This window comes from Ignavibacteriales bacterium, assembly GCA_016709155.1.
Lineage (GTDB): Bacteria > Bacteroidota > Ignavibacteria > Ignavibacteriales > Ignavibacteriaceae > JADJEI01.
Genome location: JADJEI010000009.1, coordinates 1 through 19,841 on the forward strand (window position 1 = coordinate 1; position 19,841 = coordinate 19,841).

The window sequence follows — 19,841 nt, forward strand, 5'->3', positions numbered from 1 at the left end:
ATGCCTGAATTTGATTCAATGAGTGAAAAAGAATTAGATGAGTATATTGACAGTAGAAGATAAGGCACATTTAGCCAAAGCGATTTATGCGAGGGAGCAAAGAAAGAGGGTCAACCCGCTTATTTACTTCAATCCACAGGATTATCAATTAAATTTCCATTTATCAAAGAAGAAAAATAAAGGCGTGTTCGGTGGGAATAGAAGCGGCAAAACAATCAATGGCGCAAAATTAGTTATACAGGCTTGCATAGATAATCCTGGATTTGATTGCTGGGGTGCAACGTGGGCGGATATGTTAGTGCCGATTTTAGAAAAGGCTTATTGGGATTTATTACCTAAAGATGGGACGGTTAAATATGTGCGCTGGACTGAACAAAGAGGATTCGCAAATAAAATAATAATCTTTAGGAACGGTTCAAAGATAAGATTTAAAACTTACGATCAAGGCAGGGAGTCATTTCAGGGAGCAAAAAAAGACATAATCCATTTAGACGAAGAACCACCGGAGGACATAACTAACGAATGCAAAGCAAGGTTAATTGACACAGCCGGAACTCTGTTAAGAACAATGACACCACTTGACGGGATTACTTATACTTATGATGAGATGGTTGTTAATGACAAAAAAGACGATGAAATAGAATATTGGTTTTGGGATAGCTCACAGAATAAATACATAGATCAAATAACATTAGATAGAACAATCGGGAGTTACGCAGCCAAAGAAGCGGAAGTAAGAAAGACGGGGCACTTTATAAACTTGACCTCCGGCGCGGCTTATTATCCATTCAATGATGAGAATATTATAGACAAATTCGATTATATGAATTATAGACCGCTGGAAATTAGTTGCGATTTTAACGTAGATTTAATGAGCTGGCATATAGGACAAGAAAGAGAGGGCAAAGATTATACTTTTTCTTTTGTCGAGTTAGAAGGGCAGGCAAACACTGATTTACTTTGCCAAATGCTTAAAAACAAATATGATAACCATCAAGGCGGATGGATATTCTATGGCGATATTTCAGGATCACAAAGACGACCGGAATCAAGCAGGACCAACTGGGCAATAATTAAAGAACACTTTCCAAGTGCGCAAATTTATTATCAGAATATCCCGAACATAAAAGACAGAGTTGATGCAACAAACGCAAGAATTAAAAACAGTAAGAATGAAATGTTTTATTTTATAACAAAAGACTGTAAAAGACTAATAAAAGATTACAGACAAGTAACTTGGGAAATGCTAATCAACAAACAAAAAGCTGGCAAATTAACTCACGCCTCCGATGGAGAAACTTACAAGATGTTTTGGAAGTATGATTTAAGAGGCAAGGCAAAAACCAAACAATACAACTTACAATAATTATGAAAACATTATTATTCTTTCTGTTTTCTGTTTTGATATGGCACAAAACCCCGATAAGAGTGCCAGTTTCCACTTGACTACTTACACAATAACAGGCAGCGCAGATTATACGGAAGGCGCAGGCTTGGGATATTATGAATATCAGCCTAAACTTAATTTTAAGTTTGAGGTTAAATATCCGATTAGTGATTTTACTATTTCCGCATTTTACCAGACTCAGGTGATTAAAACAGATTTCACTACTAAGTATTATTTTTATAATAATAAAAGTAGCTAAAACGGTTCAATGCAGACTTACGGAACAACAATAAGCTATTATCTAAAGTAATGGACATAATAGAATTATTCTTAGCAGACCTTGACAAATTAAGCCTCGAATATATTTTGAGGATGCAGCAAGTCTTTGCTTCCGGCGCAAGCGATGTTGAACTTGCGATATTGATAAGTGAGACCAACTTCTTCCAAGAGTTCATAGGCGCAGAGTTTGACGGAAGGATAAACAAATTTCTTGACGAGTATGACGATCAAGTAGCTTTGTTGATTAAGCAAGCTCAAGAAAAGGGATTGGACAATATCAACAAAGTCAACCTTGCAAACTTGGAAACATTAAAAGAATTAGATTTAGCTAAGATATTAAGACGGGCAGAAGATTTTGATGGTGAAGTCAGGGCTGAATTATTGAGGCAGGTTATAACAGGCAAAAGCTCAAAACAAATCACTGATTCTGTTTTGCCGAACATCCAAAGCGAAATGAAGTTTGCTCCGAGTTGGTTCGCTTCTGCTCTTAATACATCATATCAAAACTATAACGCAACAGCGACGGAGACTTTATTTGAAGATGAGCCAGACGCTAAGTTTTACTTTGATGAACCAAATGATGCAAGAGTGAGACCAGCTTGCAGGTATGCTTTAGAATTATTTAAGACTAAATACAAAGACGGCTTAACGGTAAAAGAAATAAACGCTGGGGCAATACCTTACATAAACGCAAAAGGAGTTATTGACACGACACAAAAATATGACTTTGTAAGTAGAGGCGGGTTTAACTGCCGCCACCAGTGGAAATTAAAACTATGATGAAAGCAGAAGACATAGTAAAGTTACCTCCTAAGCTGTTTAAGTTCTTAGCGAATGGACACGAGACAAAATAAAAGAAGATGCTTTGCAAGGCATATTCCAAAACAATGTCCAAAATTCGCAACTAAGTGAGAAATATAAAAGGCAGAAGGGGAACTTTATGAAACGGTTCACGAAGGGCGGGAAAGCAAAAGACTTTGACCCATCGCAGGATTTCAGAGGTAAAAGACTTTACGGAAAGAAAACTAAAACCAACAAAGGTAGCAACATTAGCAGCTTAAAAGGCATATCAATAAAATCAAATGAAACAAGATTTTCCAATATGTACTTAACAGGTCAGACATTGACTCAATTACACAAAGCATTATTAGTACAGGTGGGGCTAATACTGGGTTTATATTATCATTCAATCCAAGAGACACAGGTAAAATTTTAGGCAATAGAGACAAATATGGCAGAGACTTAGTGAACATCAGAGAAAAGAACCTTGAGTTTATACAAGCCGAAATAGAGAAAGAGTTAGACCACAGCATAGACAAGTTCACAAAAGAAAGTTTAACAATTAATATTTAACTTGACAATGAATTTATATTTAATTACTTTTGCACATAAATGTTAGAAGCATTATTGAAACTTCTGATAACATTAAAATTCTCCCCTCCTTCGGGATTCGGGGAAACAGTAATTAAATGGAATAACAATAAAATAGTTTCCGTTTCAATAAAGAATGATATTTTAATAAAATAGTTTAATACATAAACGTACTTAAAACATAAGGCGTTATTCATCTTAATCGGTGGATAACGCTTTTTTATTTATAGGCAAAAGATGAAGAAAATAATATTGTTAGTTGGGTTGTTTGTTTCGGTTTCTTTGGCACAGAACCTAACTTATGAAACGGTTACAGTGGATTCAGCCGATTCTACAATAACGATTGATTTAGGGGTGGACTACAACGCAGTTAGTGCTGATTATGCAGGAGGCAACGAGTTCAGAGTGATCGGACTTTTATTCTCCGGTACTTGGACTAATACGTCTTTAACCGTTAAAGCTAACATTGATGGCGTGGAGCTTACCCACTACACAGTTAAAGACAGAGACGGCACAGCCTTAACAATAACTATGGCGACAAATGTTTGGGTTTATCTCAAGCCAACAGAATTCGCAGGTATGAGGTATATTGAGTTAAGCTCAACAACTCCCGAAGGTGATACAAGAACTTTATACTTAATTAAACGCCAATATTAATGCGTGATTTAGACTTAGCCTATAAAGGCTGGCTTTACGAGCAGAATAAATTAAGAATAAAAGAGCAGGAAAAACAGTATGCTTATTATTCAGGTAATGAGAATAAAATATTAAAATATTTAGATGATGCTTTAAGTTTGAACTATCCATCTGACCATATCGCTGAAATGCAAAAATACTATTTGCCATTGACTAAGAAAATAATTAATCAAATGGCAGTGGTTTATAAAGAACCGGCGAAGAGGTCTTTTGAAGAGGAAGTGATAACAGAAGAATATGGTTTAATGTTACCGGATAACATAAACACGATTGATAAAAGAGCACATAGATTCAGCAAACTTTCAAATGTATCTTTAACTTTTGTGGGGATAGACAAAAAGCAAAAGAAAATTAAATACTGGGTTGAACCCACGTATAAATATACGGTTGAAGTTGACGAAGATATGGAACTTACAAGAGTGACCTATCCAAAATACTATACTGATGACAAAGGCGAAGATCAACTTTATACAGTGGTATGGACTGACAAAGACCATTACTTACTTGATGAGTTTGGCAATGACAAAGCGATAAAAGACAATAAGAAAATGCTAAATCCTTATGGAGTCATTCCATTTGCAGATTTAATTATTGACCAAGGTGAAGGCTACTGGGGTGAAGGACAAAACGATATTATAAATGTCAATGAAAAAGTTAATGTACTCCTGACGAAACTTATCACAAACGATTTAATATTAGGTACTGAAGGGACTGACGTAGCAATCAATCTTGAACTAAATAAAAAAGGCAGTGTAGAAAACCAAATAAGGAAACTCAAACGTGGGGTGAAATATCCAATCGTTGTAGAGAATGCAAGGTCTGACGGTGGTCTGTTAGCGCCTTCACTTACTAATGTTGCGCACGATCTACACATTACCGAAATAATGGATTTCATAGAGACAGAAGTAAACCATATTTCAACACTCAAAGGATTAAGAGCGGGTGATATTCTTTCAGCGGTTAAAGACACTTCTGATTATCAAAAGATAATGGATTCTTTAACGCAAATGGAAATGCGCAGAGACGATTATGACCCCTGCCGAACCTATGAGAAGAAAAGATTTGAGATCACTAAAACGGTGTGGAACACTCACGCCCAAGAATTAGGCGCTAAAGAGTTTGATAACAAAGATTTTAGTTTGATAATTGACTTTGCTGAGATAGAAGTCCATAAAACAATTCAAGACGAACAACTTGAAAACGAATTTGGGTTGAAGTATAATCTTTCAACTCCGGTAGATTGGTTAAGGAAGAAAAACCCGGACTTAACAAAGGAAGATGCTGAAAAACAGATTGAAGAAAATAAGTCATACAATTCACAGTTTAGTCAAAAACCAATGTCGAAATTAGAAGAACTTTTGAACAAAAATAAAACAGGAGTGGAAACTCCTGACGCAAATAAAATAATCTCGGAGAAGATAAAATGAAAATCTATGGAAATAGATTCTTTGAAGCACCAGAGGTAGGTGGTGGAAGCCCCGCTCCGGTTGTGGACACTGAAACACAGGCAAAATTAGCACGCCTCGAACATCTTGAAGCAGAAAACAAGGATTTGATTTCTCAAAGAGACAAATTGAAAGACGCTAAACGCAAAGAAGCCGAAGACAAATTAAAAGCTGACGGAGAATTACAAAAACTTCTTGATGCTAAAGAAGCTGAACTTTCAGGGTTAAAGCAAAAGGCGGATGCTTTCGAGGCTTTAAGGAACTCTGAAATAGAAGATGCTAAAAAGTCTCTCGGTGATAAATGGAATGACGATTATTCGTTATTACCTTTACCAACTTTGCGAAAAACAGTTCAGTTACTGAACACTAAACCAATAGTGCCCGGAGGCGATAACGGCAGAGCAGATGACCCGCCGAAGATCGCTTTAACAGAGGCACAAAAAAAAGAAGCATACGAAAAGTTTCCCAATGCTACTAAAGAAAAAGCAGAGGAAGCTTGGTTCGATGTATTAAAATCACTCGGAAAAATAAAATAAGGAAAAGAGAAATGTCAAGTTTAAAATATGGCTGTCTTGATCCCTGTCCTAAAACCAAAGAATATCCGGTAGCGGCTTCACAGTATTTCCAGCACAATGGATTTACACCCGTTTACTTAGATTCAAGCGGTCATTTGACAGGAGCTTTAACAGCTACAACTACTTTGTGGGGTGTTGCTATAATCCCAAAGGCAGGGGTAATGCAACAAACACAAGTGACGATTACTGGCTTTCAAGTGCGACAGCAGGAGAAGATAAACTCCCTGTTGTGTTAGCGAAAGACGGTTACCAATTTTTAGCACCCGGAATAATCACCAGTTACCGCTGCAATGTTAGGCGGAGCTTGGGATATAATCGGCGTAAATAGTGCATCAACTCACTATGTAGATTTAGACACGTCTTCAACAGACGTAGTAATAGCAGTTGATCTGGGAACAAATGTTAAAGCCGATGCAGTTGCAACGGATGTAGTAGTAATCATTAACCCAGCTAAAATTCAAGCTGACTAAGGAGAATAACAATGCCAGGATTTAGGAATCAATTCACAGAACTAATGCAGAAAAATCTGTATAAATGGTTTTTTGAATCATACGATAAATTTGAGCCGGTTTACCCAAAAATCTTTCAAGTTGAGCCAATGTCGGGCGCTTTTGAAATGATGACAGTTGGAGTTGGACTCGGTGATTTGTCGGAAAGAAATGAAGGAGATGACATCGTAAGTGATAACATCTTAGAGGCTCAATCGGTAGTTATTAAAGCAAGAACCTTTTCAAGTTCTTTCTCAATGAGTATGGAAGCCGTTGAAGATGCAGACCCTTCTAAATTAGACAATTTGATGAGAGCTACTGCCGCAGGGTGGGGCGAAAGAGTAATATCCACTAAGGAAAAATTTGCAGCTAAGATGTTCAATTACGGCGGATATACTTCCGGTCACGAGGTTTTCAATAACTCTTTGACTGGGGTAACTCCTGTTGTGGATGCAAGCGGAGATTTCATCTATACAGGTAAACCGTTCTTTGCTTTATCGGGTAATAACCACACTGCAAAAGACGGATCAACTTATTACAATTCATTAGGCGCTTTACCTTTGTCAAGTGCGAACCTTCAAACTGCTTACTCACTAATGACAGTCACAAATAACAGAGACGAGCGGGGTGGAATAGTAAGTTTGCAGCCTGACACGTTGTTGATACCCGGCGGGTTGCATTTCACAGCCAAGACACTACTCGAAAGTGAATTAGTGCCCGGAAGTGCTAACAATGACAAAAACGTTGTTAATGGTTTAATAACTCCGATTGAATGGGCTTATTTAACCGATGCAGATGGATGGTTCTTAGGTAAGAAACAAGCGGGCTTAAAGTTCTACGAAAGAAAAGCTCCTGTAATAGATTTCTACCAAAACGAAAGAAACAAAAAATACTACGCTACGATTGATGCAAGATTCGGAGCTGGTGTTTATAACTGGAGATATTGGTTAGCTTCTAATATTTCAACATCATAAGGACTGAAATGGCAAAAAGTAAATTCTTAAAAACTGTTAAAGAGGTTCTTAAAGATGAACCTAAAAAAGTCGAGCCTGACATTATACCAGACCCGATTAAAAGAGAAGAACCTAAAATCGAAGTAGAGACTAAAGAACCGAACCGATAAAAGATAAAGAACCTGAAGAAATGACGGTAATAGGGATTGCTTCAGCCGAAAATTTACAAAAGGGTGGATGGACGTTAATCGACGCCCATCTTACTCCTAAAGGAAAAGAATATAAATTTAGAAAGGTAAAGTAATGAGTTTAACAAACTTCCCCAATGGGGTGTCAAGTTTCGGGGTGCCTGCTAATGCAGGGCTGCCGATGACTTTCGGAACATATTATTTCGTTGACGCTGATGTTGGCTCGGATTTGAACGATGGCTTATCAATGGACACTCCATTCGCTACTATTGACAAAGCAGTTGATTCAGTCACAACGAATAAAGACGATGTGATTGTATTAGGCACTAATAGCTCTCACCAGCTAACAGAAATGCTGACAATATCTAAAAGCAGAGTTCATTTTGTCGGTGATCCATTCGGAAGAATGTACGGTCAACGAGCTAAAGTAAATTATGCAGACGGTATTGCAACAGCAGACAAATTCGCTGTAAAAAATACAGGAGTTGGCAATACTTTCACAGGTATTAAATTCCTCAACGCTAACACTGATGCACAGGTAGTAGCAACTTTCGGCGAAGGTGGAGAATACACAGTTTTCAGAAATTGTGAGTTTTACAATTCCTGCGAACTTACATCTAACACTGAAGCAGAAATGGTGTTAAACGGTGATTCAGCGCAATTCTTGCTGATGTTGAAAGAGTTATGGAATTTCACGACTGTCAATTTATAGCTAACGTTTTAGGAGCGGTTCCTGCAGTTGCTATTGACGTTGCTACTCTAACAGTCGGGCAGATCATACTTACTGGTGACACTGCTGCATTTGAATGTACTAAGATTGCAACAGCGACAGGAGTTATAAGCGGCTTAACCGTTAAGACAGCAAGCACGACCATTGGTATTCAGGCATCTTAATGAGACAAGTCTTTGACAAAATAAAGGCTGAATGCGCTGTTTGCGGAACTCCGTTAAACGGTGTTAATCTTTTAAGGAGGGGTGATAAATTCTATTGCCCCTCTGATTTTGAAAAGACAAGTCCGGCTGAACTAAATGAGAACAAAAGGATAAAAGAAGACGATGAGTTTTGGCGTGGAGTTTTAGGAGTTGACGAGAACAATGTAACTCGTGACTATGATTTCGCAGATTGGGATTTAACAAACGTTACCGCTTCGGATAACGTTTGGGTGTCAAGTGCAGACGGTAAAATGAGCAAAGAGATTTTAGAATTTGGAGAAAGTTATAGAATCAGGACTACTTCTTCATCTTCAGCCGGAAGTTCGATAATCTACGACTCATTAGATGCGACACATCAATTAGGTGCAGATAGTTTCGAGTTAGAGTTCACAGCTTTAAGTAACTACATAGAATTTAGAAATTCAGCGGCAACTAACACAGTCACTTTTTTAGAGATAAGAAAAATATGATTGAATCTTTTTTAACACACGAAATGATAATTTCAGGTGAACCGGCTTTAGATGATTACTTAAGATCGGATCAATTAGATTTCAGTTCTATTAAAGACGAATCGTTTAATGAAATGCTAAAAGACTTAATTGACCAAAACCTTGACATTAAGAAACTATGCAAGAGATTATCATTGCAAGCCTCTGTGACTAAGACGGCAGTTTACACCGGTGTTAAGAGTGATGAAGATTATGCCCAAAGATTGCGTTTAGTTATAGATGTTACAGCCATCACGGGTGCGCATTCATTCACATTACAAGGCACTGATGACGATGGAGTTAATTATTATGATGTATCAACCGGATTAACATTAAGCAAAAAAGGCGTGTACACTTATTTACTCTCTGGTATGTACAAAAAATACAGATTGAATCTTGTTGTAAGCGGAACTACAATCACTTACTCCAGCTATATGATAGAAGAACAATATACGATCCTTCATAGGCTGAAAACAAGAGCGGATATTTACCATTCATTAGTAGCGACTCAAGGTGATGTTTGGCAAGGCAAGTTTGAACAGTATCTGATGAAGTATGAAAAGTCATTAGCTGATACTAAATTCCATTACGATGAAGACGATTCCGGTGATATAAGTGAAGGTGAGGGCGAAAGCAATATCAATGAAAATGTGGTTTGGATATGAGCTGGGCAACTTACAAAGCTGCGATTGAAACCGTCTTAGACGGATATACTGAAATACCGGAGAATAATTTTCCTGATACATCTTCAATGGCACACAATCATAAGGCGTATTCATTGCAGCAAATAGGCGTTGGCACACCAATGCTTACTACTGATTCAGGATTCAGTTATAGTCATAAAGTAAGATTGAGGATCAAATACACTAACATTGATTCATCGGTAAGAGATGACAATGTGGATTTGTTCCTTTCATTGTTAGAAAGTTTGACGGGATTGGTACAATTTGATAATTTTATCTCTGATCCTACATTCGAAGATTTAGACAACAAGCATTCTCAAGGCATAGTAGAATTTTATTATGGATATGAAGGATGCTAACACAAACAATTTATTATTGGTATTACGATGGCAAAAAATACAAAGTTAGAATTAAATGTTCTTACAGTAAGTAAGGACGATTCTTTCAAAGATCATAAAGTTGTTACTGGTTTAGATGAAACCAGAGATAAAGAATTTAACGAAGGCAAGACTATCGAAGTCACTTTAGAAGAGTTCGAGAAAATTAAACATTACAGGTGGTTGAAATGGCAATAGCAATATTAGGCAAGAAATCAAGAATCGGAATATTAAAACAAACAGGTTGGGCTTCTCCACAGGCGGCGAATGCTAACTTCGTGACGATGAATTATGATGTCGGTTCTATCCCGGATCCGAAACCAATGATTGAGAATATTAACCAGACTTCACAGGCAGGGATTTACAAAGAAACAACAAGAATGAATTATGATTATGTCTCGGATTTGAAGTCAATCAACTTTTCGGGGTTAATTCATCAGAAGTTATTTGCGCCTCATCTTTTCGCTGCGATGCAGGCGGTAACAGAAGGAGCTACTACCCCCTATGATAAAGCATTTGTTATGCAACTTACCGCACCATTAGACTTTGCCGCTGATGCGGGATGTCTTCATACAGTAGCGTTTGACATTGGAGCATCAGCAGATGACGGAGTAATATTAGAGAATGCTGTCTTAGACACTTTATCAATAGACTTCGACTTGAATGCAAAAGGAATGGCGAGATACGGAAAAATGTCGGGCACTTGGGTTGGCAATGAAATGAACTTTGAGCAGACGTTAAACGGTTCTTGGGTTGCTATACCAACGATTGCTTACTATGCTAACACAGATACATTCACAGCCTCAACATTCACGATAAATGCTGTCAATTACGCCGCTGAATGTATTAGAAGTTTTGGAATAACAATCAATAACAATGTTTCAATACCTTGCCAGACTGCAGGCAAAGCTGCACAATATAGAATGAGCCCTATGGTTACTTACAGAATAGGTTTAGAATCTTATAACTTAACAACTGAAAAGATTCTACAATCCTATCAAAGAGGTGATGAGTATGTTGGTTTAACATTAGAAGCAGAAGCCACTAAAACATCCGGTAGTCCTATTTTACAAGTTAATATGACAGATACAGTGGATTGGGCTTATTGATGAATATACCTAAGAAGAAAATATTAGGTGATTGGGTCACAGTTGGTGAGAATAAATTCAAAATAGATTACCCAACAAGAGACCAAAAGAAAAAATTAAGTTTCATTCTTTTGTCTTTAGGTCTGACTGAAGATGAGAATAAATCCATTCAAGATAATGATATTGATTCTTTGAGTCCTTCGACACAAGCGAATGTCGTTTTAGCTAACAAAGACTATCAAGAAACTTATTTAAGATTCACGATCAAAGATTGGGACTTAAAATATGAAGATGGTGAAGAGTTCAAATGTGTTTTAAAGAATAATGAATTGAAGAAAAGGTCTGGACTGAATTCTGCAATGCAATGACTGCCGATGAATTGAATTTACTTTACAACGCAGTTTATAATGAAATACAATTTACTGAAACTGATAAAAAAAATAGTTTTTGCGGAATACTTAACTCACAAGGTAAACTCTATGGCAAGATAAGACCGTATCCTTTGGATGTTTACTACAAAAGAGAAACACATAAGATAAAGAATCAAGAGGGACTTTATGAGTTAATAGAAAAAGTTTTCATAGAGAAAAAAGAAATTAAAAAAGATGTTAAACTCGAACAGGTATTAGACTCAATGTTATTTTTTGATGAAATAGATACAGCGCAACTAACTGATGAAAGAACATCGGAGATAATTTCTATGTACGAGTATTATAAAGACGATCCCTCACGAGCTTTCCAAGACCCGCCCGATATTTGGTTTGAATCAGTAAACCTATTAAGAAAAACCGAACCGAGATTATTCTAATGCCAGATAAAAAAATAAATATATCTTTCACAGTAACGGGTGAAGAAGCAGCAAAAAAGTTAAAAGACTATGCCAAAAGCCTTGAGGATATTGGAGACAAATCTAAAAGAACTACTCCCTCAATAAAGGAGAATAATTTTGCTCTAATGAATACGAGCAGGATTGTCCAGGATTTACCATTCGGTTTTATGGGTATTGGTAACAACATTACTTTTATGGCTGAACAAATGTCAAGGGCTAAGGCAGAAGGGATAAGTTATACTGCACAATTAAAAGGGATGGCAAGTTCATTGATGGGCACAGGCGGATTGATGTTCGCAATTTCAGCGGTGACTTCTTTGCTTACTTATTTCTCTTTACAATCAAGAGGTGCATCAAAAGAATTAGATAATTTTACTCTTGCAAGTGTGACCGCAACAGAAAGCACTAAGGCGTGGAGCGATTCAATAAAGAAAATAACCAGCGAACTTTCTGCAATGACAGCCGGTGAAATTCTTAACTCGATAGCTTTAATGGAAAAAAATCTTAGCGATTTAGATTTAACTGCAGGGAAGTTATTAGGTAAAATGACTTTTGTAGAAAGTAAATATGGAATTTTAGGGGAATTATTTTTTGGTAGTGATTTAGATGATACAGTCAAGAAAATTATAGAAGCTCAAGCGTCTTTGAATGTTGCAACGAGTCTTGGTGAGAGTCGTGGGCGCATCCCAGAATTGCGGGGTAAAATCAAAACATTAGAAGATTTAAGAGACAAAATCCCAGAAGGAGTTAACGATTCTGTTTTCCAGTCTTATGCTGCGGGGATAAAAAAATATCAAGAAGAATTAGACGGACTTTTAGGTAAAGAAGTTAGGTAAACGCAAAAACATAAAACAGGAAGTAATTGAATTAAACAAAGAATTAGAAGAACGTCTTAAATTAGAAATCAAATTTGCTGAACAATTAGGGCAGTCTTTACTACCACACAAACAATCAGCGGGATTAGGTTCAGAAATGACTACGAGAGGATTACCGAGACGAGATTTAGGTTTCCTTGGTATTAGCGATCAGGAAATGAAAAGACAATTTGCAGAGTTTAACGTTATAGCAAATTCAGCCGCTCAAACAATGAGACAAGCCTTCAGTCAAGCTTGGCAGGATATATTTGGTGAAGCAAACTCTTTGTTAGAAATGTTCCTGCAAAATATAGCTTCGGGGCTTTTAAGTTTAGCTGCGGAAAGCGTAGCTACTTCAATATTCTCGTTCTTAACAGGTGGGTGTCAGGACTATTGTTGAAGCCTTCGACTGGCGGAGACAATATCATAAACCTTAAAATCGGTGATGACACTGTAGAGAAATTCGTGTTCAAAGGACTGCCCGGAGCTATGAATCGTGGAATAAGGACGAGGGCTTTCTAATGTTAAGTCTGAATATGTCAGCCGGAAATGATAATGATGTAATTTGGGTTTTCAGGGTGAATCTTGACAGCTCTATTATCTATTTAGCGACAACAGCAATTACTTTAGACGCTAATGATTATTTAGAAACGATTATCAAAAAAATACTCCGCAAAGCACTTCCAAGTCTGTTAATATTTTGCAAGGTGGGGGTGTTTCTTCAAGAGAAAATATGACAATAGCATTTGATAAATTCTCATCTATAAACCAAGAAGGTTTTTACCCATATACTTCAATGCCTTATTTAACTTCAAGGTTGATAGAGGTTGGGTTTGTTTGGAATAATGCAACAACAGAAGCAGAAATCACTTGGTATAATACTTTTTACGTTGACGGATATTCTTATGCTTTCAATCAAATTACTTTAGAACTAATCGAGTTTTCTGAAATAGAATCAGTTACATTACCATTCTACAAGGTGCAGAAAGATTATGACGATGGAATATCTTATACTTTAAATTCAGAATCTTATGGAGACCCTATTCCACTGCTTTATGGTGACTTCACTGAAACAAGTTTTGAGATTTCGACAGTAAGATTAGCCCCTACTGTTTTGATGAACAAAGACACATCTGCGTTCAAAGTTTCATCACATCCTTGCTACCAAGTTTGTTACGGTAATTATAAACACGATGCTACTGATAGAACTTACGCCTTCGTACCGATGGACAATTACACTTTAGTCACTTACTCTGCGAATACCGCTTATTACAATAGTGATAGAGGACATCTGATTATTCTCCTGGATACAGGTGACTTGGTCTATGGATATATGAAGGCTCAATTCATCGGCAGTGGTTCAAAGAGCACAGTGGTGGTCACTGATGCGATAGATCAATCTGCTTCGACTTATACGCAAATTGCTGGAGGCGGGAGTGAGATTGTCGCTTTACGATTAGGGCAACTAAGTTCTTCCCAAATCGGTGTGTTAAGTGCGACAGCAGATGATGTAAGACAGGTTTGGATGGTAGCTGCTGACGATGCAGGCTCAAGAGCGTTCACTACTTATTTCTTTAATCAGAACGGAGTCCAGGCGTTGATAGGCGGGGCAGAACAAACATCCGATGGACACGCAAGCTCAATCACGGGTGCTACATTGACCGAAGTGGTGTTAACTGGTTTCGCTGATCAAACCACAGCGACAACTCTATACCCTTCCTTACCCCATAGCATAGACGATTTAAGTTCTTACGAATATATTATAAGAAATGATGATGCAGATGTAGCTGATTCATTAAGAGTAGCTTATGGATATTTAGAATTATCTAATATTTTAGTCAGTGGGACAATCCCTGCTAAATACACAGGCTTCATTGCTGGAATCCATCAAGGGCGGGGAGGCTAAATGGGCGGGATATTCGATATGTTATGGTCGACTAACACCGGTAATGGGGGTGTGTCAACTGCCACTTTCCCTTTATTCAACCCAAGAATTGGTAATGTTAATCTTGCGACAGGAGTCTTAGCTTATGCAAACGGCAGAATGTATGAGGAATGGATTGATACAATTTCAAACTTCACAGCCGATGCAGGAACTGACATCCTAACTTTGGTCACATCTGCAAGCGCAACTCCGAACTATTCACCTGAATTAAATTTAATAGTTAGATTCACAACGACAACAACTTTGCCTGCAGGGTTGAGCACAGGCACGAATTATTATGTTATACCTGTTTCAGCGAGCACTTCAAAGGTAAGCACAAGCTATGATGGCGCAGCAGTCAATATAACAGATGCGGGCACAGGTACACATACAGTCGTCAGATATAATGCACTTACCTTGGCTGTAACTGGCAATGGCATTTCAAGGTCTGCTTATATTGCGGAATCTATTCTAAGAGATGAGATATTTGTGGAGAGACAATTAACCGTAACCACTAAAACGAGCACAACGGTATTAAGGGCTTCAGGATTAAAGAACTCAACAGATAATTATTATGTCGGTGCGATTTACCACAACATAGATACTGGTATAAGGAAAGTCATAGTAGCCTACACTGGTTCGACAAAAGAATTTACTATTTCAGGGGCAGATGCTTCGGTTGCAGTCACAGACAGAATATTCTTCACTAACATACAGGGTGATGCAAAAATCCACAAACAATCATTCCAATACACCGTAGAAAGTGGATATGCTGCTGTTTGTGCAAGATCAGTAAACGTCCAGATGAATGCTTACGACCTTCTAAGCAGTATATGTTATGAATCCTCCGGAGTGTTATCAACAACACAGGGGAAGTATAAATTCGTACCATTGGCAGATCCTTCTTCAGTAGCTACGTGGACAAATCCATTAAAAGACTTAGAAACAGGCGATTATTTAGTACAGGGGGATTAACCCCGCTGCAAAACGTTTGTACAGAATTTATTTTACATTACAAATTTAATTATGGTACTGGAGTCTATGACAAGACCGTATCTGTCTCGCCCACTGGCTACACTACAGGGTTCACTTTATCCGGCGAACAAACAAAATGTTTAGACGCTCAAAATAATTACAAGCTAAATAATAGATGGGAGTATTCTGCAAGCTGGGTTGGCACAGATTCAGACGCTGATGTTTTTTTAACGAAAATTGTAAACTGGCTTGCTAAGCAAAGGACTTGGATAAGATGGGGTGGTGATTTCGGGAACTATATTAAATATGAAATTGGAGATATTGTTTTATTAAATCTTTCAGGTTATATTCCAGATAGTTTGAATAACTCGGCAAAGTTTTTGATTTATAGTAAGGAAGTTTCCTTCGCAAAAGGAAGTCCTCAAGTAATATTTGAATTGATAGAGGTGGAATAATGATAATAAAAAGAGGTTCGGATTTCGTGATAATGTTTGAAGCGAGAAACGAATACGGCGGAATAATTGATTTAACAGGTGCTTCGATATACTTTACACTGAAAGCTGACCCCGATAGTACTTCAATTTTAATTACTAAAGAAAACACCGCAGGCGGTGGTTCAGATAGTGAGATTGAAGTAATAAGCGCAACAGACGGATTAGGGATGGTGAAGATTTTAAGGAATGACACTTTAACTTTAGCTAACAGAAATTACTACTATGATATTTTCATAGACTCAACTACTGATAGTGTAGTTATAAACAATGTTTTGAAGTTAGAGAAAACAGTAAAAGGTTCAGGCGGGACGGTTGTCCCTTCAGTCTTGGATGCAGGCAAGTCTATCTGGTTTAAGAATATTAACGGAACTTTATCAACTCTCATTGCTTCCGGCTGGACTTCAAATCCAACTGCGGCTTGGAGCGGAACAACATTAACAATAACGAGTTCAGGTTCAGAGTTCACAGATGCAATGATAACAGACTCAACCTTAACAGGTCAATTCGTTTTAACATCTCAAGCGGCAGGGTCAAGAGTATTAGACTTCAATACAACAACAGGCACTTATTATATTTATGTAACGGAGGTGACAGCGTGAAACTAATTTTCTTTTTAATTTTTTCTTGTTTTACCTTTGCTCAAGAGGTAAGATTTCAGAAAGATGCAGATACAACAAACATAAGGAATAAAGGATTAACAACTCCGGCTGAAATCATAGCTGGGAGAAAAAACGTTGATTCCTTATTTCTTAACTCAACACGATTCAAAGACAATGTTTCTTTGGATTCTACTTTAATATTAAAAAAGGGATTTAAAGATTACAACACTGATACGGTAATAGATTCTTTTAAGACTTCGGATAATATGGATTATCTGAATATTTATCTGACGACTAGTGATGACATTACGTTTTTTTTCAGCAACGGGAGATTCCTTAGAGTATTGGCACAAAGATTTACTATACAAATCGCCATTGAATCTTCCGTTAATCACGATTTCAGTAAACGTGAAATACGCACGATTACCACATCAGGCAAAGAGTTTTATGTTGACTTTGACAATGGGACTAACAACCAGGATTCCTTCCAAACATCAGGAGTTAAAGATTTATGGTATGCTTCGTATTTAGTTAATGCAGATAGTAACGGAACAAATTTAATCGAACACGGACAAATAGAAGATTCGTTGCTACTGACACGGCTTGGACTTTTGGAAGCAATTACAAGTGGTCAATGTCAACTTCGGTAATGACAGGATATTACCATCCTAATTCAACAAAGAGTATAAACCTTACTTCCAGTAATGCGGTAACGACTAAACCATTTTCAATTACGCAATACATCCCATTGGATTCAGGTAAATCATATACTTGGGAATACTTGTTAAAACAGACAGGAGTGTTGGCATTATCAAAAGTAAGTATAAGAGATTCAGCTTCTAATTTCACCTACTATGAAGATATTTTAGATCATACCACACCCTTTGACTGGACTAAGTTTGGTGGTGGTTTGGCAGATACGATTTCGACTACATTTGAAATCATAGCTTATAGAGAGGACAGGCACTTAGATTGGGGTGAAGTTGTAAATCATTGGACTGATGCAGGTAATCATACACTATCAGCAGAAGATGAAATATTATTATAAAGCAGATTGGAGCGGTAAGGTTGTTTCAACAGATGCGGGAGATTCAACAACTAATTATGTTTTACTGCAACAGGATTTTCTGAATTGAGAGCAGATACTACTTATACTTTAACCGGATATTTCTATAAAGATGAAAATGCTACGGCAATAGGTGATTCAGTAACAATGAAATTCGGAGAGTTTGACACTACTTTTGCTTTAACAGGATTATGGGTAGATAGGGTGATGACTTTTACAGCTTCGGCTTATACTTTCGCAAATGCAGAAATACAAATATGGGCTAATAAAGCGACTACATTTTACATTGATCATTTCTCTTTAGAGTATAACGGTGGAGACAGAACTGCGAAAGTAGTAGTACAAGGTAACGCTATCCAAGATCAAGGTAATCTTTACTTAGATAACTTCATAATTCAAGAATTAGTTGATACATCTTTGGGCTGGCTGCAAGGTGGAGATGCTATAATACTTTCAGGCGACTTTGCAGAAGATTCCTTAAACTTATCAGGCAAGTACGTGAAGGGGGAATCTTATTTACCAATTTCAATTACGTCAAAAGGCAGTGCAAGAATCTTGGGCAATTGGGCGGTAGATAACGGAATTAAATTAGACGATCATATTTACGGAATTGCAGTTAGTGACATTTACATTGAGAAATGTAATCGTTCAGCTTTAGTAATGACATCAGAGGACGGAGGATTGATTTACGGCAGGTTGTCAAGATTGAACGTAGATTCAACCGGAAGATGGAATAGAACTTTAGGGATAGCTTCACCGCCAAAAGTAACTGGTGCTTATATGGGAATTGATGTTAGGGGGCAGTATAGTTGGATTTCAAATTGTAAAATCACTAACGCTGGCAATGACATACTTTCTATTTACGGTACTCATCACTGGATAAGAAACGTTTATGGCACTGGAGGATATAACGCAGGTAACGGTGACGGATTCCAATTAAAAGCAAGTGGATATATGACAGTAGTTGATAATGAAATTTACTCTTTGAGATATTTAAAACTTTTAGCCGGAGAGGTAATACCAGATACTTTAGAAGGTGGAGTTTACGATAACAAGTCAGGGATATTGATAAACCAGCAAGGTGGTTTGGGCGCAGACTATAACGAAGTTTCATATAATAAAACTTATGGATTCTCAAATTCACTTGCGGGTAATGTAAGATATTCAAACATCCATCATAACTATCTGGTGAATCCAAAGTATAACATTCTTTCAGGTTCAATCGGAGGCGGTACTGGAATCTCGATGATAGGATGGGGATGTAATGTTTATAATAACATTTCAATAGGTGCGCCAATAGGCATTCAATTAGGCAAAGATTATGCTGATTCACTTGATGTATCAAACAACTCAATCATTAACTTTTCTACATTCGGCATACAAGTTAAAAAAGCAAGTGATACAAATGATAAAATAGAATGGTACAATAATTTACTTTATACTGATTATTTAGGAACTGAAATAGTTGATGTGCATAATTCTTAAGTGCCTACTATTTGGAATTATAATCTATACTATCACCTGAAAACACTTTTGACTTTCACGATCCAACTACATTATCAGCGGTACAGAATTTAGGATATGAAGCCAAATGGACTTAACTCAAATCCATTGTTAGAATATACTTTCAGATTAGGATATAATTCACCTGCAAAAGATGCGGGGGCAACAGGGCTAACTGAAACTGATTATTTCGATAATGGTATCAAAACATCTTCAGTGAATTTAGTCACAAATGGAACGTTCGATGATTCAACGGGTTGGGTTTTCAATAGCAGTAGTATTACAATTAGTGGAGGGCAGTTAAATATCGGCGGTGTTGGTTTTGGATATATCCAACAAGCTTACCCATTCGAGGTGGGGAAAGGATATTTAGTCAGTTTGGATGTAGCAGAGGAAGGGGACAGTGGCGCTACTGTTCTTTTTTATTTTTACAATACTATTGGGATACACGGAGAGCAAGGACAATTCAAGGTCACAGTGGGGCATAAAGAATTTATTATGTCAGCGATAAATAATAATATATTAGGATTTCTTTTGGAGCACACTGAAATTATAAACGCATCAATAGACAATCTAACCATACAAGAACTTAAAAGAGATTTAGGAGCAACGGAAATCCAATGATGAAGAAAATATTTTTATTTAT

At 37.2% G+C, this 19,841-nt stretch carries 30 protein-coding genes; all 30 read left to right on the forward strand.

What is annotated here, in order from left to right; translation table 11 throughout:
* The first annotated feature begins 37 nt into the window (after positions 1-37).
* A complete protein-coding gene (locus IPH11_12720) occupies positions 38-1,366 on the forward strand; it encodes a hypothetical protein (protein MBK6914455.1) in 1,329 nt (442 codons plus the stop codon).
* 76 nt (positions 1,367-1,442) lie between these two features.
* The gene (locus IPH11_12725; GenBank protein MBK6914456.1) at positions 1,443-1,646 is read left to right on the forward strand and encodes a hypothetical protein; all 204 of its coding nucleotides are present in this window, start codon (positions 1,443-1,445) and stop codon (positions 1,644-1,646) included.
* 50 nt (positions 1,647-1,696) lie between these two features.
* Positions 1,697-2,446: a hypothetical protein gene (locus tag IPH11_12730; protein MBK6914457.1), complete on the forward strand. Its 750-nt coding sequence runs from the start codon at positions 1,697-1,699 to the stop codon at positions 2,444-2,446.
* 160 nt (positions 2,447-2,606) lie between these two features.
* Positions 2,607-2,882 (forward strand): hypothetical protein, encoded by a 276-nt coding sequence (locus IPH11_12735; protein ID MBK6914458.1) that lies wholly within the window; start codon positions 2,607-2,609, stop codon positions 2,880-2,882.
* Between the two features lie 392 nt (positions 2,883-3,274).
* Positions 3,275-3,694 carry a hypothetical protein gene (locus IPH11_12740; protein ID MBK6914459.1) on the forward strand — a complete coding sequence of 140 codons (420 nt, stop codon included), beginning with the start codon at positions 3,275-3,277 and terminating at the stop codon, positions 3,692-3,694.
* Positions 3,694-5,160, forward strand: a complete 1,467-nt coding sequence (locus IPH11_12745; GenBank protein MBK6914460.1) for a hypothetical protein — start codon at positions 3,694-3,696, stop codon at positions 5,158-5,160. The genes IPH11_12740 and IPH11_12745 overlap by 1 nt, the downstream gene beginning before the upstream one ends.
* Entirely contained in the window at positions 5,157-5,714 is a 558-nt protein-coding gene (locus IPH11_12750; protein ID MBK6914461.1) for a hypothetical protein, read from the forward strand. Before IPH11_12745 ends, IPH11_12750 begins: the two co-directional genes overlap by 4 nt.
* 11 nt (positions 5,715-5,725) lie before the next feature.
* Positions 5,726-5,989, forward strand: a complete 264-nt coding sequence (locus IPH11_12755; protein ID MBK6914462.1) for a hypothetical protein — start codon at positions 5,726-5,728, stop codon at positions 5,987-5,989.
* Between the two features lie 54 nt (positions 5,990-6,043).
* Positions 6,044-6,223, forward strand: a complete 180-nt coding sequence (locus IPH11_12760; protein ID MBK6914463.1) for a hypothetical protein — start codon at positions 6,044-6,046, stop codon at positions 6,221-6,223.
* Between the two features lie 11 nt (positions 6,224-6,234).
* Positions 6,235-7,215 carry a hypothetical protein gene (locus tag IPH11_12765; protein MBK6914464.1) on the forward strand — a complete coding sequence of 327 codons (981 nt, stop codon included), beginning with the start codon at positions 6,235-6,237 and terminating at the stop codon, positions 7,213-7,215.
* A gap of 8 nt (positions 7,216-7,223) precedes the next feature.
* A complete protein-coding gene (locus IPH11_12770; GenBank protein MBK6914465.1) occupies positions 7,224-7,364 on the forward strand; it encodes a hypothetical protein in 141 nt (46 codons plus the stop codon).
* A 133-nt stretch (positions 7,365-7,497) separates the two neighbouring features.
* Positions 7,498-8,094 carry a hypothetical protein gene (locus tag IPH11_12775; protein MBK6914466.1) on the forward strand — a complete coding sequence of 199 codons (597 nt, stop codon included), beginning with the start codon at positions 7,498-7,500 and terminating at the stop codon, positions 8,092-8,094.
* Positions 8,095-8,275: 181 nt separating this feature from the next.
* Positions 8,276-8,785: a hypothetical protein gene (locus IPH11_12780; protein ID MBK6914467.1), complete on the forward strand. Its 510-nt coding sequence runs from the start codon at positions 8,276-8,278 to the stop codon at positions 8,783-8,785.
* Positions 8,782-9,468 carry a hypothetical protein gene (locus IPH11_12785; GenBank protein MBK6914468.1) on the forward strand — a complete coding sequence of 229 codons (687 nt, stop codon included), beginning with the start codon at positions 8,782-8,784 and terminating at the stop codon, positions 9,466-9,468. The genes IPH11_12780 and IPH11_12785 overlap by 4 nt, the downstream gene beginning before the upstream one ends.
* Positions 9,465-9,845, forward strand: a complete 381-nt coding sequence (locus IPH11_12790; protein MBK6914469.1) for a hypothetical protein — start codon at positions 9,465-9,467, stop codon at positions 9,843-9,845. The genes IPH11_12785 and IPH11_12790 overlap by 4 nt, the downstream gene beginning before the upstream one ends.
* Positions 9,846-9,872: 27 nt before the next feature.
* Positions 9,873-10,061: a hypothetical protein gene (locus IPH11_12795; protein ID MBK6914470.1), complete on the forward strand. Its 189-nt coding sequence runs from the start codon at positions 9,873-9,875 to the stop codon at positions 10,059-10,061.
* Entirely contained in the window at positions 10,052-10,972 is a 921-nt protein-coding gene (locus tag IPH11_12800; protein ID MBK6914471.1) for a hypothetical protein, read from the forward strand. Before IPH11_12795 ends, IPH11_12800 begins: the two co-directional genes overlap by 10 nt.
* Entirely contained in the window at positions 10,972-11,319 is a 348-nt protein-coding gene (locus IPH11_12805; GenBank protein ID MBK6914472.1) for a hypothetical protein, read from the forward strand. The genes IPH11_12800 and IPH11_12805 overlap by 1 nt, the downstream gene beginning before the upstream one ends.
* Complete coding sequence (locus IPH11_12810; protein MBK6914473.1) at positions 11,316-11,759, forward strand: hypothetical protein; 444 nt, start codon at positions 11,316-11,318, stop codon at positions 11,757-11,759. Before IPH11_12805 ends, IPH11_12810 begins: the two co-directional genes overlap by 4 nt.
* Positions 11,759-12,616, forward strand: a complete 858-nt coding sequence (locus tag IPH11_12815) for a hypothetical protein (protein MBK6914474.1) — start codon at positions 11,759-11,761, stop codon at positions 12,614-12,616. The genes IPH11_12810 and IPH11_12815 overlap by 1 nt, the downstream gene beginning before the upstream one ends.
* 136 nt (positions 12,617-12,752) lie before the next feature.
* Positions 12,753-13,034 carry a hypothetical protein gene (locus IPH11_12820; protein ID MBK6914475.1) on the forward strand — a complete coding sequence of 94 codons (282 nt, stop codon included), beginning with the start codon at positions 12,753-12,755 and terminating at the stop codon, positions 13,032-13,034.
* A gap of 121 nt (positions 13,035-13,155) precedes the next feature.
* Positions 13,156-13,371 carry a hypothetical protein gene (locus IPH11_12825; protein ID MBK6914476.1) on the forward strand — a complete coding sequence of 72 codons (216 nt, stop codon included), beginning with the start codon at positions 13,156-13,158 and terminating at the stop codon, positions 13,369-13,371.
* A complete protein-coding gene (locus IPH11_12830) occupies positions 13,368-14,540 on the forward strand; it encodes a hypothetical protein (GenBank protein ID MBK6914477.1) in 1,173 nt (390 codons plus the stop codon). The genes IPH11_12825 and IPH11_12830 overlap by 4 nt, the downstream gene beginning before the upstream one ends.
* The gene (locus IPH11_12835) at positions 14,541-15,533 is read left to right on the forward strand and encodes a hypothetical protein (protein MBK6914478.1); all 993 of its coding nucleotides are present in this window, start codon (positions 14,541-14,543) and stop codon (positions 15,531-15,533) included.
* Positions 15,476-15,988 carry a hypothetical protein gene (locus IPH11_12840; GenBank protein MBK6914479.1) on the forward strand — a complete coding sequence of 171 codons (513 nt, stop codon included), beginning with the start codon at positions 15,476-15,478 and terminating at the stop codon, positions 15,986-15,988. The genes IPH11_12835 and IPH11_12840 overlap by 58 nt, the downstream gene beginning before the upstream one ends.
* Positions 15,988-16,626, forward strand: coding sequence for a hypothetical protein (locus IPH11_12845; protein ID MBK6914480.1), 639 nt, complete (start codon positions 15,988-15,990; stop codon positions 16,624-16,626). The genes IPH11_12840 and IPH11_12845 overlap by 1 nt, the downstream gene beginning before the upstream one ends.
* A complete protein-coding gene (locus tag IPH11_12850) occupies positions 16,623-17,276 on the forward strand; it encodes a hypothetical protein (protein ID MBK6914481.1) in 654 nt (217 codons plus the stop codon). Before IPH11_12845 ends, IPH11_12850 begins: the two co-directional genes overlap by 4 nt.
* Positions 17,261-17,674, forward strand: a complete 414-nt coding sequence (locus tag IPH11_12855; GenBank protein MBK6914482.1) for a hypothetical protein — start codon at positions 17,261-17,263, stop codon at positions 17,672-17,674. Before IPH11_12850 ends, IPH11_12855 begins: the two co-directional genes overlap by 16 nt.
* 84 nt (positions 17,675-17,758) lie before the next feature.
* Positions 17,759-19,177, forward strand: a complete 1,419-nt coding sequence (locus tag IPH11_12860) for a hypothetical protein (GenBank protein MBK6914483.1) — start codon at positions 17,759-17,761, stop codon at positions 19,175-19,177.
* 96 nt (positions 19,178-19,273) lie between these two features.
* Entirely contained in the window at positions 19,274-19,819 is a 546-nt protein-coding gene (locus IPH11_12865; GenBank protein ID MBK6914484.1) for a hypothetical protein, read from the forward strand.
* Positions 19,820-19,841: the final 22 nt, after the last annotated feature.

What these genes read in the sequence shown, in the direction of transcription:
- IPH11_12720 (MBK6914455.1), top strand. Translation starts at nt 38, where the DNA reads ATGAGTATATTGACAGTAGAAGATAAGGCACATTTAGCCAAAGCGATT.
- IPH11_12730 (MBK6914457.1), top strand. Translation starts at nt 1,697, where the DNA reads ATGGACATAATAGAATTATTCTTAGCAGACCTTGACAAATTAAGCCTC.
- IPH11_12735 (MBK6914458.1), top strand. Translation starts at nt 2,607, where the DNA reads ATGAAACGGTTCACGAAGGGCGGGAAAGCAAAAGACTTTGACCCATCG.
- IPH11_12740 (MBK6914459.1), top strand. Translation starts at nt 3,275, where the DNA reads ATGAAGAAAATAATATTGTTAGTTGGGTTGTTTGTTTCGGTTTCTTTG.
- IPH11_12745 (MBK6914460.1), top strand. Translation starts at nt 3,694, where the DNA reads ATGCGTGATTTAGACTTAGCCTATAAAGGCTGGCTTTACGAGCAGAAT.
- IPH11_12750 (MBK6914461.1), top strand. Translation starts at nt 5,157, where the DNA reads ATGAAAATCTATGGAAATAGATTCTTTGAAGCACCAGAGGTAGGTGGT.
- IPH11_12755 (MBK6914462.1), top strand. Translation starts at nt 5,726, where the DNA reads ATGTCAAGTTTAAAATATGGCTGTCTTGATCCCTGTCCTAAAACCAAA.
- IPH11_12760 (MBK6914463.1), top strand. Translation starts at nt 6,044, where the DNA reads ATGTTAGGCGGAGCTTGGGATATAATCGGCGTAAATAGTGCATCAACT.
- IPH11_12765 (MBK6914464.1), top strand. Translation starts at nt 6,235, where the DNA reads ATGCCAGGATTTAGGAATCAATTCACAGAACTAATGCAGAAAAATCTG.
- IPH11_12770 (MBK6914465.1), top strand. Translation starts at nt 7,224, where the DNA reads ATGGCAAAAAGTAAATTCTTAAAAACTGTTAAAGAGGTTCTTAAAGAT.
- IPH11_12775 (MBK6914466.1), top strand. Translation starts at nt 7,498, where the DNA reads ATGAGTTTAACAAACTTCCCCAATGGGGTGTCAAGTTTCGGGGTGCCT.
- IPH11_12780 (MBK6914467.1), top strand. Translation starts at nt 8,276, where the DNA reads ATGAGACAAGTCTTTGACAAAATAAAGGCTGAATGCGCTGTTTGCGGA.
- IPH11_12785 (MBK6914468.1), top strand. Translation starts at nt 8,782, where the DNA reads ATGATTGAATCTTTTTTAACACACGAAATGATAATTTCAGGTGAACCG.
- IPH11_12790 (MBK6914469.1), top strand. Translation starts at nt 9,465, where the DNA reads ATGAGCTGGGCAACTTACAAAGCTGCGATTGAAACCGTCTTAGACGGA.
- IPH11_12795 (MBK6914470.1), top strand. Translation starts at nt 9,873, where the DNA reads ATGGCAAAAAATACAAAGTTAGAATTAAATGTTCTTACAGTAAGTAAG.
- IPH11_12800 (MBK6914471.1), top strand. Translation starts at nt 10,052, where the DNA reads ATGGCAATAGCAATATTAGGCAAGAAATCAAGAATCGGAATATTAAAA.
- IPH11_12805 (MBK6914472.1), top strand. Translation starts at nt 10,972, where the DNA reads ATGAATATACCTAAGAAGAAAATATTAGGTGATTGGGTCACAGTTGGT.
- IPH11_12810 (MBK6914473.1), top strand. Translation starts at nt 11,316, where the DNA reads ATGACTGCCGATGAATTGAATTTACTTTACAACGCAGTTTATAATGAA.
- IPH11_12815 (MBK6914474.1), top strand. Translation starts at nt 11,759, where the DNA reads ATGCCAGATAAAAAAATAAATATATCTTTCACAGTAACGGGTGAAGAA.
- IPH11_12820 (MBK6914475.1), top strand. Translation starts at nt 12,753, where the DNA reads ATGACTACGAGAGGATTACCGAGACGAGATTTAGGTTTCCTTGGTATT.
- IPH11_12825 (MBK6914476.1), top strand. Translation starts at nt 13,156, where the DNA reads ATGTTAAGTCTGAATATGTCAGCCGGAAATGATAATGATGTAATTTGG.
- IPH11_12830 (MBK6914477.1), top strand. Translation starts at nt 13,368, where the DNA reads ATGACAATAGCATTTGATAAATTCTCATCTATAAACCAAGAAGGTTTT.
- IPH11_12835 (MBK6914478.1), top strand. Translation starts at nt 14,541, where the DNA reads ATGGGCGGGATATTCGATATGTTATGGTCGACTAACACCGGTAATGGG.
- IPH11_12845 (MBK6914480.1), top strand. Translation starts at nt 15,988, where the DNA reads ATGATAATAAAAAGAGGTTCGGATTTCGTGATAATGTTTGAAGCGAGA.
- IPH11_12855 (MBK6914482.1), top strand. Translation starts at nt 17,261, where the DNA reads ATGTCAACTTCGGTAATGACAGGATATTACCATCCTAATTCAACAAAG.
- IPH11_12865 (MBK6914484.1), top strand. Translation starts at nt 19,274, where the DNA reads ATGAAGCCAAATGGACTTAACTCAAATCCATTGTTAGAATATACTTTC.